Source organism: Geminicoccus roseus DSM 18922, from assembly GCF_000427665.1.
In the GTDB taxonomy this organism is placed as follows: domain Bacteria; phylum Pseudomonadota; class Alphaproteobacteria; order Geminicoccales; family Geminicoccaceae; genus Geminicoccus; species Geminicoccus roseus.
The window spans coordinates 2,235,337-2,249,985 of record NZ_KE386572.1 but is presented as its reverse complement, the minus strand read 5'-3'; the positions used below and the strand labels follow the sequence as shown (position 1 = coordinate 2,249,985).

Sequence of the window (14,649 nt, the reverse complement as noted above, 5' to 3'; positions counted from 1 at the left end):
TGCCGGCTGATCATCCATTCGCTCCTACCGGCCAGCCACCCGCACATTCTTCGCCATTCCATTGTCTGCCGCACGATCCAGCCGAGCACGAGAACTGCCATCTTCACCTCCATCCGGTCCTTTCGCCTGACCAGGACGAGACAGCCCCTCAAAAAGTGACTCGGGATAGGATGACAGGAAATGATGACCGTCCTGCCCCTCAGCCCGGCAGTCGCCCCCCCGTGCGCCGATGCGTTCGGCTGCCTATCTATGCTCCAAGAGGTCCCAGCATCGATTCCACGACGCCATGGCGACCCCTGCGGCGCCTGGCCGCCCACGGCCAGGCACGTGGGATCATCTTCAAGGAGCAGTCCATGCCCAGCTACCGCAAGGATCCCGAGGCGATCGCCCGGCTGACGCCCGAACAGCGCCGGGTCACCCAGGAAAACGGCACCGAGCGCCCCGGCACCGGCGCCTATCTCGCCAACAAGGAGCCGGGCATCTATGTCGACATCGTCTCCGGCGAGCCTCTGTTCGCATCCTCGGACAAGTACGAGTCAGGGTGCGGCTGGCCAAGCTTCACCAAGCCGATCGAGCCGGCCAACGTGCTTGAGCGGCGCGACACGACGCATGGCATGATCCGCATCGAGGTGCGCTCGGCCCATGGCGACAGCCATCTCGGTCACGTCTTCCCGGACGGCCCGCAGGATCGCGGCGGCCTGCGCTACTGCATCAATTCGGCCTCCCTGCGCTTCATCCCGCGTGCCGCCATGGAAGCCGAGGGATACGGCGCCTATCTCGACCAGGTGGAGGACATTCGATGACACAGGAACGCGCGGTTCTGGCCGGCGGCTGCTTCTGGGGCATGCAGGACCTGATCCGGCGAAAGGCCGGGGTGATCTCTACCCGGGTCGGCTACACGGGCGGCGACGTCCCCAATGCCACCTACCGCAACCACGGCACCCATGCCGAGGCGATCGAGATCATCTTCGATCCGGCGAAGATCAGCTACCGTAGCTTGCTGGAGGTCTTCTTCCAGATCCACGACCCGACCACCGTCAACCGCCAGGGCAACGATATCGGGACCAGCTACCGCTCGGCGATCTTCTACGTTGATGAGGCGCAGCGCCGGGTGGCTCTGGACACGATCGCGGATGTGGATGCCTCCGGCCTCTGGCCGGGCAAGGTGGTCACCGAGGTTAGTCCGATCGGCGACTTCTGGGAGGCGGAGCCGGAGCATCAGGATTACCTGGAACGGTATCCCAACGGCTATACCTGCCATTTCGTCCGCCCGAACTGGACGCTGCCTGTTCGGGCGGAGACAGCAACCGCAGCCGAATGAACGAAAACGGCACCGCCGGCCGGGCCGACGCCGGCGGTGCCGTCAACGGTTGGCCATTCATGTTTCGCTCGAACTGCCGTCGAACGGCCGGCGCATCTCGACCGGTCACCTGTTGGACGGCCTATGTGCCGGGCATCAATGGTGCGCAACCACCAGCCGATCGTCGCCACTTCTACCTGTCAATCTGAGTCCTCAATTTGCGGTGATGTACATCGGCATGACCTTGCCCACCGATGGCACTCCATCCTGGTCGATCACGAACATCAGGTAGTAGCCGGGCGGTGCCAGCCTGTTGTTCTTCGGCGCGGTGACCGCCAGCGTGTTGCCTGCCCGCTGGAACGGCAGTTCCATGAAACGCTGGTCCATGTTGAAGCTGTGGGTCGCCGATCCGGTCTTGACCAGGGTCACCCGCGCGATCCTCGCTCCATTGTCGACGTTGATCTTGAAATTGCGCCCGGCCTTCAAGCTAGGGGGTGTGGCGGTGATGGCCGGCCGAACCGCCCGCTGTCCGTTCCGGTCAAACAGATAGGGCGGATAGTAGATCTCTGCGTCCAGGTTGTTCTGCGGGCCCGAAGCTCCCCCGCCACCAACCAGCACGGTCGCGTCGGCCAGCAGGATCGCCGCGGAATGATAGAGCCGTGCCCGGCCTGACGTCGTGGCGGCGCCGCAAGTCCAGCGCCCGGTCCTCGGATCCCAAATAAAGGCGTTGTAGTTGACCTCAACCAGTTCGTTGTAGCCCTTGGAACCACCGGTCACCACGACCTTGCCATCGGCCAGCAGGGTAGCGGTGCTCCAGTGCAATGCTTTCGGCAGGCGTTCAGTCTGGGTGAAGGTGGGAACCGGACCGTTGATATCGACCACGCTCGCCATGTTGCCAGGTTCAGGCCGGGTCCCGCCCCCGGCCACCCGCAGGATCTTGCCGGGCTGGAACATCGCTTCGGTGGAACTCTTGCCCCAGGTGCCACGCATCGTGCCGAGATCCTCGACCCGGCCGCTGCCGCTGGGATCGACTCGGTAGGCCTTCCGGTCGGCCAGACCGAACACAAGACCATCCGGGCCGACCCAATTGCGCGGGTAGTAGTAGGAGAGCTTGCTGGTGTCGGCGCCTTCCAGGAGGCGGAACGAGCCGTCGCGGCCACGTATCTCCGGATGATCCGTGCCTTTGTCGCCGCCCTGGATGTAGCTCTCGCCGTTTGGCAGGGTCGTCACCGTCGCATACCAGCGCGCCCGGTTCATCAGCCTCCCGGACACCAATCTTTTCTGGCGGGTCAGGTAGATCGTCGAATTGTCGATGCCCTTGTTGAGCGTCTTTGCTCCGGTCCACATGTCGCCACCGGCGATCAGAATGTCCCCGACATCGGGCAGCAGCACCTGAGCACTGCAGAACACGTCGGTGCTGGTGCCGTTCGGAAGGGTCAGGTGGTAGCCCTCCGGCCCGTCGTTCGGATCCCAGATGTCGTACACAAAGTAGCCGGATTGCTGGCCCGCCGTGGTCGAGCCGTAGCTCATGATACGGCCGTCCCGGGTCATCACCATGTGGATCGGAATGATCGGCCAATCCATCAGGCTGCCCCAGGCGCCCAGCGCCGCGTCACCCGTCATTCCTGCCAGCGTGTGGCGCGGCACAAGTCCTGCGGAACCAAAGGCGCCCAGGCAGACGGCGGACTTGAGGAAGAACCGGCGCGCGAGCGAGGGCTTGCCGCAGTTGCCCTGCGGCTCATGGTGCTCAGACATTTCAATACTTTCGCAGCTTATATTTCGAGCTGCCGGAAGCCGCGACGATCCCAGCAAGAGACCGCGACCTACTTCCGGAGGCGAACATTCAGCGTATCGCTATTGATCAAGCCAATGCGGCCACTCCGCGTGCGAGTAGCGGCTGGGTACGGAAACTTTTTAATGCATGCGGCAGGACGCCGCAATGGCATTTAGTTCATTTTCCGGCGGCGATATGATGTCGAGCTGACCTCATGTGCCCTATCCCGACGATGATCTGAGTGGTCTTTGCGTAGTCCTGGAGGATTGGCATCGCCGTGAGCCGGCTGCCAGCCGCTGGGCAAACGCTGGAGGCTCCGACGTGCATTGAATCAGGGCCATCGCCGGAAGCTTGCCGCACAGGCCTGGGCAGCTCCAACTCGGTGACGCAGCAGCAGACCGATTGGCGGCCGGATACTTCTGCAGGCAGTGCAACCACGGAGGTGGACAACAGGCAGCAGCATCTGTACCTTTCAGTACAATCTTTAGTGGAAGGTACAGGTGCGATGAACAGCCGCCCGCCTCTGCCACCGTTTGATGCCACCAACGCCGCGCAGAAAGCCCGCCTTGCGGAAGATGCCTGGAACAGCCGCGATCCGGGCAAGGTGGCTCTGGCCTACAGCGAGGACAGCCGCTGGCGGAATCGCGCTGAGTTCCTGCAGGGGCGCGAAGCGATCGCGGCCTTCCTTACGCGGAAATGGCAGCGCGAGCTGGACTACCGCCTGATCAAGGAGGTGTGGTCCTTCCACGGCAATCGGATCGCCGCGCGGTTCGCCTATGAATGGCATGACGCGGGCGGCCAGTGGTTTCGCAGCCATGGCAATGAACAATGGGAGTTTGATCGGAACGGCCTGATGACGCGGCGTCTCGCCAGCATCAATGACCAGCCAATCCACCCGGAGCAGCGCCTGTTCCACTGGCCCCTTGGCCCGCGGCCAGCGGATCATCCCGGGCTGAGCGAACTGGGCCTTTGAGACCATGGCCCGGATTGTCCAGGAGCGCCCCGACATCGTCCCGGTGCTGGCCGAACTGTTCCGCGAGCATGGCTACGAGGGGGCGAGCCTTGCCCTGATCGGCCAGCGCACCGGGCTCGGCAAGGGTAGCCTTTACCATTTCTTTCCGGGCGGAAAGGAGGAGATGGCGAACGCCGTCCTGGCCGAGATCGAGGGTTGGTTCGAAGCTAACCTGTTCCGCCCGCTCCACGAGGGTGCCGATCCCATGGCCGAGATCCTGGCCATGTTCAGCACGGTCACTGCCTATTTCCAGTCAGGCCGACGCATCTGCCTGGTGGGCCTGCTCGCCCTGGCCGATGCCCGTGAGCGCTTTGCCCAGCGGATCACCCAGTATTTCATCAGATGGCAGGACGCCCTGGCCAATGCCTTGACCAGGGCAGGCAAGGAGCCGGCCCTGGCCGAGGAGATCGTGGCCGCGATCCAGGGTGCCCTGGTGCTGGCACGCGCGACCTACGACTCGGAAGTGTTCTCACGCACCATCGCAAGGCTGCAGGCACGGGTGGAGGCCTGATCGCTGCCGGCAGGAATACCGCCTGCCGACCTGTTCTCGCTCTGTCCGCTGCGTCCTCCTGCGGCTGCCGGACCAGGCAGATCGCGGTCCTGATCGCATTGGCCCTTGCATCCAAGCGCCAGCCGCCTAAGCCATGCGGAAAACCTGGAGGCACCCATGGCCCGCTGGCTTAAACAAGGCCGTGACCCGAACACGGCCGCACAGGACGACGCGCAGGTACGCGGCGTCGTCGAGGCGATCCTGGCCGACATCGCCATGGGTGGGGATGCGAAGGTCCGGGAGCTCTCGGCGAAGTTCGACGGCTGGGACCGGAACGATTTCCGACTCACCGACCAGGAGGTACGGGACTGCCTGAGTGAACTTTCGCAGCGCAACCTCGACGACATCCGCTTTGCCCAGGACCAGATCCGCAGCTTTGCGGAGCATCAGCGATCTGCGATGCAGGATGTCGAGGTCGAGACCTTGCCAGGCGTCGTGCTCGGCCACCGGCACATCCCAGTCGGTCGCGTCGGCTGCTATGTTCCGGGCGGCAAGTATCCCATGGTCGCCTCCGCGCACATGTCGGTGGTCACCGCCAAGGTCGCAGGCGTTCCCCAGATCATCACCTGCGCGCCTCCCTACAAGGGCCGTCCCGCCCCGGCGATCGTTGCCGCCCAGCACCTGGCTGGTGCGGACACGATCTACTGCCTGGGGGGTGTGCAGGCCGTGGGCGCCATGGCACTCGGCACCGAGACGATCGATCCGGTCGACATGCTGGTCGGCCCGGGCAACGCCTATGTTGCAGAGGCCAAGCGCCAGTTGTTCGGCCGGGTCGGCATCGACCTGTTCGCAGGGCCGACCGAGACTCTCGTGATCGCCGACGAGAGCGTGGACGCCGAAATGTGCGCCACCGACCTGCTGGGCCAGGCCGAGCACGGGCCGAACTCGCCAGCCATCCTGCTCACCACCTCGGAGCGCCTCGCCCGCGAGACCATGGCAGAGGTCGAGCGCATCCTGACCATCCTGCCCACCGCAGAGATCGCCGCGGCAGCCTGGCGGGACTTTGGTGCAGTGATCGTCTGCGACAGCGACGAGGAGATGGTGGTCGAGGCGGACCGGCTCGCCTCGGAGCATGTCCAGGTGATGACCAGGGATCCGGACTATTTCCTGCAGAACATGACCAATTACGGGGCCCTGTTCCTGGGACCGCGCACCAATGTCAGCTACGGCGACAAGGTGATCGGCACCAACCACACCCTGCCGACGAAGAAGGCCGCCCGCTATACCGGTGGGCTCTGGGTCGGCAAGTTCCTGAAGACCGTCACCTACCAGCGAGTCCTGACCGACGAGGCCTCGGCGCTGGTCGGCGAGTACTGTTCGCGCCTGTGCATGCTGGAAGGCTTTGCCGGCCATGCCGAACAGGCCAACCTTCGCGTGCGTCGCTATGGCGGCCGCAACATCCCCTATGCCACCGCCGCCGAGTGACCATGCCCTTGCCCCAGCCTCCTTCATTCCGCCTCGACGGTCGGCGCGCCCTGGTGACCGGCGCCGGACGCGGCATCGGCTTGGCTGCAGCCGCAGCGCTGGCTGACGCCGGCGCCGCGGTCACCCTGGTCGCCCGCTCGGCGCATGAGGTCGATGCCGCCGCGCAGGCGATCTGCGCCGCCGGCGGAAGGGCATCCAGCCTTGCCCTGGACGTCACCGACCTGGATGCGCTGGCGGAGGCCCTGGCACGGGACGAGCCGTTCGACATTTTCGTCAATAATGCCGGTACCAATCGCCCAAGGTCGTTCGTCGAGGTCACCGTCGATGACTTCGACATGATCTTCGGCCTGAACGTGCGCGCCGCCTTCTTCGCCGCGCAGGCAGTGGCCCGTCGCTTGATCGAGGCCGGCCGGCCCGGCTCTATCATCAACATCTCGTCGCAGATGGGGCATGTCGGTGGGCGCAACCGCTCCGTCTACTGCGCCTCGAAGGCTGCCGTCGAGGGCATGACCAGGGCGATGGCCCTGGATCTCGGCCCGAGCGGCATCCGGGTCAACACGATCTGCCCGACCTTCATCGAGACGGAGATGACCCGCCCCTACCTGAGCGCGCCGGGCTTTCGCGACGAGGTCCTGGGCAAGATCGCCCTCGGCCGGCTTGGCAGCGTCGAGGACCTGACCGGAGCCATCCTGTTCCTGGCATCGGATGCTTCGTCCCTGATGACCGGCTCGGCACTGATGGTGGATGGAGGCTGGACCGCGGCCTGATTGAGTAGGGAAGCGGCATCAAAGGGTCTCGAAAGCGGGAGGCGGCTTCGGACCCCATGCCCGCCGCCTGCGGCATGGCGGCTGTTCATGCCGCTGCCGGGCGGCTCTCGGAAAGATGATGGGCGAACAGGGCCGCTACTGCGCAGGAGGCCATCCGGGTCCGGACGTTGTCCGCCCGGCTGGTCAGGATGATCGGCACCCTGGCACCCACCACGACTCCTGCCGCATCGGCGCCTGCGAGAAACGACAGGTTCTTGGCCAGCATGTTGCCGGCCTCCAGGTCGGGAACCAGCAGGACCTGCGCCTTGCCTGCCACCTCGCCGCCAATCCCCTTGATCCGGGCAGCCTCGAGATTGATTGCGTTGTCCAGAGCGAGCGGTCCATCCAGAAAGCCGCCGACAATCTGGCCGCGCTCGGCCATCTTGCAGAGCGCCGCCGCCTCGATGGTACTCGGCAGCTTCGAACTGATCGTCTCGATTGCGGAGAGGATCGCCACGCGCGGCGGACCCAGACCCAGCCCAAGGTGGAGGTCGATCACGTTGCGCGCGATGTCGGCTTTCGTCTCCAGGTCTGGGAAGATGTTGATCGCCGCATCGGTGATGAACAGCGGCTCCGGATAGGTGGGAACATCCATGATGAAGACGTGGCTGATCCGGCGCTCCGTTCGAAGCCCGGTCGCCTTATCGACGACCTCCCCCATCAGTTCGTCGGTATGCAGGCTGCCCTTCATCAGCAGGTCGGCGCTGCCGGAGCGCACCAGTTCGACCGCCCTGGCCGCCGCGGCATGGCTGTGCGCCACATCGACTATCTCATAGCCTTCCAGCTCGATTCCTGCCCGGCTGGCCACCGAACTGATCTTCGCGGTGGGCCCAACGAGGATCGGCACGATGATGCCGGCCTCCGCAGCTTCGATGGCACCGGCGAGGGACGTGGCGTCGCATGGGTGCGTCACGGCGCACGGAATCGCCGGGATCGCGCGGGTCGCCTCGATCAGCCGCTCATATTTCTCATGCCGGCGCTCCACCGGCTGCGCAATCTCGGTCATCGTCTCAACCCGTTCCGTCATCAAGAAGGCAAGACCGTGCCTCCGGGCGTGCCACCCTCCACGCCCCCACCGGCACGCAGCGTCGGCCTCGCCAGAGCCATGCGGCCAACATGATCGGCTGCCTGTTTCTCTCGACACGACCGGCCGGAGATCAAGTGGTACCCAATTCGGGCCGCTGGCAAGGCCAACCGGTGGCGCCAGACCCGAAGCGTCCCGCAGGGTTCACAGGAACAAGGCCGACGAAAGCGGCCTTTTGTCCTTCCCCACATCGACGCAACGCCATTCCTGCGGAATATTCCGCCACGCGGGCCGAGGCGGCCCCTGGATCGATGGTGACGGAGCGGCTGGATGACGGATCGAACCAAGAATAGCCGCGGCATTGCGCGTGGGCTGACCAATTATGGCGACAAGGCATTCAGCCTCTACCTGCGTCGCTCGTTCGCCAGTTCGATGGGCTACAGCCGTGAAATGCTCGACCGGCCGATCGTCGGCATCGTGGACACGCGCAGCGGCTTCAACAACTGCCACCGGCATTTCCCGGAACTGATCGAGGCGGTGAAGCGCGGCGTGCTCACTTCCGGCGCCCTGCCCGTCGTGTTCCCAACCATTTCATTGGGCGAGGTATTTCTCAACCCGACCAGCCTGAAGTTTCGCAACCTGATGTCGATCGACACCGAGGAGATGATCCGCGCCCAGCCGATCGACTCGGTGGTGCTGGTCGGCGGTTGCGACAAGACCGTGCCGGCGCAACTTATGGGGGCAGTATCCGCCGGGATCCCCGCGATCCAGCTCGTGGCGGGACCGATGTCCACCAGCCGCTATCGCGGCGAGCGCCTGGGTGCCTGCACCGATTGCCGGCGCTTCTGGGGCCGCTATCGGGCAGGCGAGGTCAGCGATGCGGACATCCGGCAGATAGAGGGCCGGCTGGCGACCACCCCCGGCACCTGCGCGGTGATGGGCACCGCCAGCACGATGGCGATCGTCGCGGAAGCGCTGGGGATGATGCCGGCCGGATCGGCAGCCGTCCCGGCGGTGGATGCGGAGCGTCTGAGGATTGCCGAGGCCTCCGGCCGCATCGCGGCCGGTCTGGTCGGCTCGGATCTGACCCCGGCTGCCATCGTCACGGAGAAGTCGGTAGAAAATGCCCTTCGCATGCTCCTGGCCATTGGCGGCTCCACCAACGGCATCATCCACCTGACTGCCATCGCCGGGCGCGCCGGCATCCGGATCGACCTGGACCGCCTGAACATCCTGAGCGACACAACCCCGGTGCTGCTCGACCTGAAGCCCAGCGGACAGCACTACATGGAGGACTTCGACGTGGCCGGCGGGGTGCCGGCGCTGATGGCGGAACTGCGCGACCTCCTGCACCTGGACTGCCCGACCATCACCGGCGAGACGCTAGGCGAGCGGATCGCCGCCGCGCCGGCCTGGGTCGACCGCTCGGTGGTTCGTCCTCGGACCGATCCGATCGACCCGCAAGGGGGTCTGGTCGCGCTGTTCGGCAATTTGGCTCCGCGTGGCGCGATCCTGAAGCGCTCGGCAGCGGATCCCGCCCTGTTCGAGCGAACCGGGCGTGCGGTGGTGTTCACCTCGCTCGAGGATCTGGCCAGCCGGATCGATGATCCCGATCTCGACGTCCAGCCCGATGACTTCCTGGTCCTGCAGAATGCCGGCCCCACCAGCGCTTCCGCGATGCCGGAGGCTGGCTACCTGCCGATTCCGTCCAAGCTTGCCAAGGCCGGCGTCAAGGACATGGTCCGGATATCCGATGCGAGGATGAGCGGCACCGCATTTGGCACCATCGTCTTGCACGTGGCACCGGATGCCGCCTCTGGTGGTCCTCTGGGTCTGGTGCGCGACGGTGACCGGATTGTCCTGTCGGTCCAGAAGCGCCGGATCGAATTGCTGGTAGCGGAGGACGAACTGGAGCGCCGGCGCGCGGAGAGCAGGCATCGGGCAGAGACCGCCGAGCGCGGGTACGCGCGTTTCTACCAGGAGCAGATCCTCCAGGCCGACCAGGGCTGCGACTTCCGCATACTGCAGCACCCCGATCTCGCTTCGAGCTGAGCCCAGCGCACGGGCGTCCTCGCCGGCTGCTTGTCCAGGCTGCCCTGCCCGGCTTGGTACATGCCATCATGATGGCGTTGCTCGGGTAGGTATGTGCCGCGGCACCCGATCCCTCATGGCACGACGGAGATCATCGGCTTCGGACCCAGGAACCGGAACGGCAGGTTCTCTCCTCCTAGGATTCTGTGTCCACGACTGCCGCTCAACGCCGGCCCGGAGTTTCACCAGCCCCTGTGGATGGCTCAGGAACGAGTTCCCGCTTCGGCACCGTCTCCCTGGGAGTGGCGTCAAAGATCCGCCGGCCGGCGGCCTCCAGATGCTCTCGCATGGCATCGTGGGCCGCCGGTCGATCCCCTGCCGCAATTGCCTGGAAGATGCGGTGATGCTCCTGCTGGACCTTGTGCAGACGCTGCACCGGGTCTGCGATCGACAGGCCGCGGTTCAGCGACATTGCCGCGACGATCTGGGACTTCATCGAGGCACGAGCGGCCAAGAAGTAGTGATTGTCGGATGCGGCACAGACGGCGACATGAAAGCTCTCGTCGGCGGCGGCACCGAGGTTTCCGGTCGCGACGCAGCGATCCAGTTCTTCCAGTGCCTCGCGAAGCCGTGCCAGGCTGTGCGCGTCGTGTCGCTGCGCTGCCAGCCCCGCGGCGTCCGCTTCGATCGCCATCCGGAACTCGAAGATGCGCTGGATTTCGGCGATCGAGCCCACAGGCGCGAAGTCCATGACGCTCCTGTCCGGGCAACGATGTACATAGGACCCGGAGCCCTGGCGGGAGACGATCAGGGCGTCGCCGCGCAAGCGCTCCAGTGCCTGGCGAAGGATCGGGCGGGAGACGCCGAAGCGATGGCTGAGTGCCATCTCGGTGGGCAGCCGGCGACCCACCTGAAACTCGCCCTCGACGATCGCCTCGAGGATTCCGTCATAGACTTGGTCGGCCAGCTTTCTGGCCGAGTCGGGGCTGGCCGGACGTCCATCCGCCGGGCAAAGGGCGGTGCTCATCGTCCCTGCTTCATCCTCCATGCAGCGAAATCGGTCAGGGTCTCCGGTGCCGTCGGCGGGTACAGACCGAACGTCGAGGCACCCTCCTGCACCTTTTCCAGGACATAATCCTCGAAGACGGTCATCTCCCAGCCGTCTTCGGCGACCTCGTCAGCCAGGTGCGCCGGCAGGCAGACCACCCCTTCATCGTCCCCCACCATGATGTCCCCCGGGAATACCGCTACTCCCCCGCAGCCGATGGGGTCATTGATGGCGACCGCGTGATGCTTGGTCAGGTTGGTCGGAGCGCTGGGCCGGGCATGATAGGCTGGAATGGACAGGCGGGCGATCTCGGGCGAATCACGGAAGCCACCATCCGAGACGATCCCCGCGCAGCCCAGCATTTGCAAGCGCGTGACGAGAATGCAGCCTGCCGATGCCGCTGTCGCATCCCCACGGGAGTCAACCACGAACACGGCCCCTGCCGGACATTCCTCGACACCCTTGCGCTGGGCGTTGCTGCGATCCGCGAAGGAACTGAGCACGTCCAGGTCCTCGCGAGACGGAATGTAGCGGAGTGTGTAGGCAGGCCCGACCATGTTGGGGCCCGGGGCGAGGCGACGGACACCCTGGATGTAGACGTTCTTGAATCCGCGCTTGAACATTGCCGTCGTCAAGGTGGCGGTGCTCACCTTGAGCAGCTTGTTCCGCGTCTGGTCGGTCAGCGTCGTCATGAGATTTCTCCTCCACCGGGCAAACGCGACATGGATGCGTCGGATCGTCTTCCGATCAGTTCTCCGTAGAGCGGTAGAGGGAATTTGTAAATATTTGTCAAAAGCGTTGGAGATGGATGCCATCTTGGCAAGCCTCGCCCTGACCTCGACCGCTTGAGGAGAAGCAAGAGGGACCTCGTTTCACGATCCCGGAAAGTGCATGATCTTTCCCCCGGTCGGTGCCGAAGCTTCGAAAAGTGCCGAAAGGGCGTATTCCATCCTGGATGCCGAAGCAGCCGGAGACTAGGCATGTCCTTCTCCGGATGTTGAAGGAATTCGTCGCTTCGATATCTCGCAGGCGAGCTGAATGCCTATCGTGGATGTAGGAAACCATGGCTGCGGAAGGGCATCCACCTGAGGGACATAGGTTGCTCGGGCGCGTGAAGGATCGGCTGGCCTCGCGCCCGGACACCGAGCACGAGCAGGCCTTGATCCGGATCGGGTTCGCGCTGCTGATCGGCTTCTACATCATTCTGTCCACGATGCTGCTGGATGGAACGACGAGCTATCTCTTCTACGGCCTTGGGATCAGCGTGGTTGCGCTGGTTTTGGCGGTTCTGGTTCTGGTGCATATTCTGGTGTGGCCCGGGGTGAGCGTGGTGCGCCGGGTTTTGGGGATGCTGATCGACACCGGCGGGGTGAACGCGGTGATGCTGGCGGGGGGGATGACCGCAGCGCCGTTCTACCCGATCCTGTTGTGGATCATCTTCGGCCACGGCTTCCGCTATGGCCGGCCCTATCTGTTCGGCTCGGCCGCGGTGTCGCTGGTGCTGTTCGGGCTGGTGGTGCTGCTCAACCCGGACTGGCGGCAGGTGCCGGCGTTGGACGTGGCGATGATCCTGGCCCTGGTGGTGCTGCCGGCCTACGTGTCGGTGCTGCTGCGCAAGCTGGAGCAGGCGATCCGCCGCGCCGAGGCCGCCAACCAGGCCAAGAGCCGGTTTTTGGCGGTGATGAGCCACGAGTTCCGCACCCCGCTCAACGCGGTGATCGGCCTGTCCGACCTGCTGCGCCAGGATGAGGCCGACGACGACCGCCGCGAGATGGTCGGCACGATCCGCACCGCGGCCGGCACCATTCTGGGGCTGGTCGACGCGGTGCTGGACGCGGCCAAGATCGAGGCCGGCCGGTTCGTGGTGGTGACCAAGCCGTTCGACCTGCACGCGCTGTTAGGGGTCCTGCGCGGCATGCTGGAGCCGCAGGCGCAGGCGCGCGGCCTGTGGCTGCGCCTGGTGCTGGACCCGGGCGTGCCGCCGCACCTGCAGGGCGACGTCGCCGCCCTGCAGCAGGTGCTGGCCAACCTGGTCGCCAACGCGCTGAAGTTCACCGAACAGGGCGGGGTGACCCTGCGGGTGGCCAAGGCGGCAGCGCTGCCGGACGGCCGGGCCGGGGTCGGCTTCGTGGTCGAGGACACCGGGATCGGCATTCCGCCTGAGCTGCAGGCGCGGATCTTCGAGAGCTTCACCCAGGCGGAGGACACCACCAACCGGGCCTATGGCGGCACCGGGCTGGGGCTGACCATCGCCAAGGAGCTGGTGGAGCTGATGGGCGGGCGGCTGACCCTGGCCAGTGCGGTGGGCGAAGGCGCCCGGTTCGGCTTCGTGCTGCCGCTGGCGCCGGCCCCGGCCCCGACGGTGGCGTCCTTCCCGCTGCACGGCACCGTGGTGGTGCTGGGCCGGGGAGACCTGGCGGCGCGGGCCCGGGCGGCGGTGGAGGCGGCCGGCGCTGCGGCCATGGCCGCCGGCGACCTGGCCAGCGCGGTGCGGGCGCTGCGCCTGGGCCATGGCCGCAAGCTGCTGGTGCTGGCCGAGCCGCTGGCCGAGGACCTGGCTGAGCTGGCCCAGCTGGTGGCGCGGCGGATCGAGGGCAGCGTCGACCTGGTGCTGGTGCAGCCGCCGGAGCGGCCGGTCCCGGACGCTGCCCTGGCGGCGCTGGCGGCGCCGGACCTGGAGCGGGACCTGCCGGTGCTGGTGCGCGCGGCGCTGGCGCCGCACCAGGCCCTGCCCGACGGCCGCCCGGCGCCGGTGCGGGCGGCGCATCCGGCCCGGCTGCTGGTGGCCGAGGACAATTTGACCAACCAGCAGGTGGCCAGGCGGATCCTGGAGAGCGCCGGGCACCAGGTGGTGGTGGTCGGCTCCGGGCAGGAGGCGGTCGACCGGATCGCCGCCGAGGCGTTCGACCTGGTGCTGATGGACCTGAACATGCCGGGCATGAGCGGGATCGAGGCGCTCAAGCTGCTGCGCTTTGTCGAGGACGAGCTGCCGCCGGTGCTGGCGCTGACCGCCGACGTCACCGAGGCCACCGTCGAGGAATGCCGCCAGGTCGGCTTTGCCGGCCATGCCGTGAAGCCGATCGACGCGCCCATCCTGCTGGCCCAGATCGACCGCCTGGTCGAGAACCGCGTCCGCCCCCACCCCCCCGCCAGTCCACCCCCGGCCCCCGCCGCCAGCCTGCGCGTCGTCCACCCGGCTACACCAGGCCAGGGGGCTGTTATCAGCTCAGGAAAACCATCCACCGATGCGGCTGCCGTTCCAGTCCTCGACCGGCGCAGGCTCGATGCGTGGGCGGGGCCGGATATGGAGGATGGCTTTGCGGAGGAGCTGATCGCCACCTTCATCACCGAAGCCGAGGAGTCGATCGGCGCCATGCGGGAGTCTGCGAAAAGTCGTGATCCTGCAAGGATGCGATATCTCGCCCACAAGCTGTGCGGCAGCGCTGCTTATGTGGGAGCGTCAGCTTTGCACGGGACGCTGCTGGCATGGCAGGATCGAACCGACGAAGACCTTCTTGGCGACGATCTCCAAGCTGTTCATGCCCTGGAGGCTGAAGTGCATGCCGTCATAGGCCTGCTGCGAGCGTATCGCCCTCCCGAAAGCAGGCATCGTCGGACAGCCAGATGACGATGCCGCACGTTCGACCGGAAGAAGTGGGTATCGTCGCCCGTTGGGGCA

12 protein-coding genes are annotated in these 14,649 nt (G+C 65.9%); 8 read left to right on the top strand and 4 right to left on the bottom strand.

Annotated elements, in window-relative coordinates; translation table 11 throughout:
• The first annotated feature begins 353 nt into the window (after nucleotides 1-353).
• On the top strand, nucleotides 354-803 hold the full coding sequence (gene msrB / locus GEMRO_RS0111555) for a peptide-methionine (R)-S-oxide reductase MsrB (protein ID WP_027134110.1): 450 nt from the start codon (nucleotides 354-356) through the stop codon (nucleotides 801-803).
• A complete protein-coding gene (gene msrA / locus GEMRO_RS0111550) occupies nucleotides 800-1,321 on the top strand; it encodes a peptide-methionine (S)-S-oxide reductase MsrA (RefSeq protein WP_027134109.1) in 522 nt (173 codons plus the stop codon). The genes msrB and msrA overlap by 4 nt, the downstream gene beginning before the upstream one ends.
• Before the next feature lie 192 nt (nucleotides 1,322-1,513).
• On the opposite strand, the gene GEMRO_RS29160 is transcribed toward msrA, so the two are convergent.
• Nucleotides 1,514-3,112 carry a galactose oxidase early set domain-containing protein gene (locus tag GEMRO_RS29160; RefSeq protein WP_157505552.1) on the bottom strand — a complete coding sequence of 533 codons (1,599 nt, stop codon included), beginning with the start codon at nucleotides 3,110-3,112 and terminating at the stop codon, nucleotides 1,514-1,516.
• 467 nt (nucleotides 3,113-3,579) lie between these two features.
• Between GEMRO_RS29160 and GEMRO_RS0111540 the strand changes: the two genes are divergently transcribed.
• The 4 genes from GEMRO_RS0111540 (at nucleotide 3,580) to GEMRO_RS0111525 (ending at nucleotide 6,828) form a co-directional block, all read left to right on the top strand.
• Nucleotides 3,580-4,047, top strand: coding sequence for a nuclear transport factor 2 family protein (locus GEMRO_RS0111540; protein WP_027134108.1), 468 nt, complete (start codon nucleotides 3,580-3,582; stop codon nucleotides 4,045-4,047).
• Nucleotides 4,048-4,051: 4 nt separating this feature from the next.
• The gene (locus tag GEMRO_RS0111535; RefSeq protein ID WP_027134107.1) at nucleotides 4,052-4,597 is read left to right on the top strand and encodes a TetR/AcrR family transcriptional regulator; all 546 of its coding nucleotides are present in this window, start codon (nucleotides 4,052-4,054) and stop codon (nucleotides 4,595-4,597) included.
• 156 nt (nucleotides 4,598-4,753) lie between these two features.
• Entirely contained in the window at nucleotides 4,754-6,061 is a 1,308-nt protein-coding gene (hisD, locus tag GEMRO_RS0111530) for a histidinol dehydrogenase (RefSeq protein ID WP_027134106.1), read from the top strand.
• Between the two features lie 2 nt (nucleotides 6,062-6,063).
• On the top strand, nucleotides 6,064-6,828 hold the full coding sequence (locus GEMRO_RS0111525; RefSeq protein WP_027134105.1) for an SDR family NAD(P)-dependent oxidoreductase: 765 nt from the start codon (nucleotides 6,064-6,066) through the stop codon (nucleotides 6,826-6,828).
• Between the two features lie 85 nt (nucleotides 6,829-6,913).
• Here GEMRO_RS0111525 and GEMRO_RS0111520 read toward each other — a convergent pair whose 3' ends face one another.
• Nucleotides 6,914-7,873 (bottom strand): phosphate acetyltransferase, encoded by a 960-nt coding sequence (locus GEMRO_RS0111520; RefSeq protein ID WP_035485175.1) that lies wholly within the window; start codon nucleotides 7,871-7,873, stop codon nucleotides 6,914-6,916.
• Nucleotides 7,874-8,221: 348 nt separating this feature from the next.
• On the opposite strand from GEMRO_RS0111520, the gene GEMRO_RS0111515 reads away from it, so the two are divergent.
• Nucleotides 8,222-9,943: a dihydroxy-acid dehydratase gene (locus tag GEMRO_RS0111515; RefSeq protein WP_027134103.1), complete on the top strand. Its 1,722-nt coding sequence runs from the start codon at nucleotides 8,222-8,224 to the stop codon at nucleotides 9,941-9,943.
• A 202-nt stretch (nucleotides 9,944-10,145) separates the two neighbouring features.
• On the opposite strand, the gene GEMRO_RS29155 is transcribed toward GEMRO_RS0111515, so the two are convergent.
• Together GEMRO_RS29155 and GEMRO_RS0111505 are read right to left on the bottom strand one after the other, a co-directional pair.
• Nucleotides 10,146-10,949, bottom strand: a complete 804-nt coding sequence (locus GEMRO_RS29155) for a FadR/GntR family transcriptional regulator (protein WP_084506836.1) — start codon at nucleotides 10,947-10,949, stop codon at nucleotides 10,146-10,148.
• Nucleotides 10,946-11,662: a ribonuclease activity regulator RraA gene (locus GEMRO_RS0111505; protein WP_027134102.1), complete on the bottom strand. Its 717-nt coding sequence runs from the start codon at nucleotides 11,660-11,662 to the stop codon at nucleotides 10,946-10,948. Before GEMRO_RS0111505 ends, GEMRO_RS29155 begins: the two co-directional genes overlap by 4 nt.
• A gap of 419 nt (nucleotides 11,663-12,081) precedes the next feature.
• On the opposite strand from GEMRO_RS0111505, the gene GEMRO_RS29150 reads away from it, so the two are divergent.
• Nucleotides 12,082-14,598 carry an ATP-binding protein gene (locus GEMRO_RS29150; protein ID WP_169728365.1) on the top strand — a complete coding sequence of 839 codons (2,517 nt, stop codon included), beginning with the start codon at nucleotides 12,082-12,084 and terminating at the stop codon, nucleotides 14,596-14,598.
• Nucleotides 14,599-14,649 lie beyond the last annotated feature (51 nt).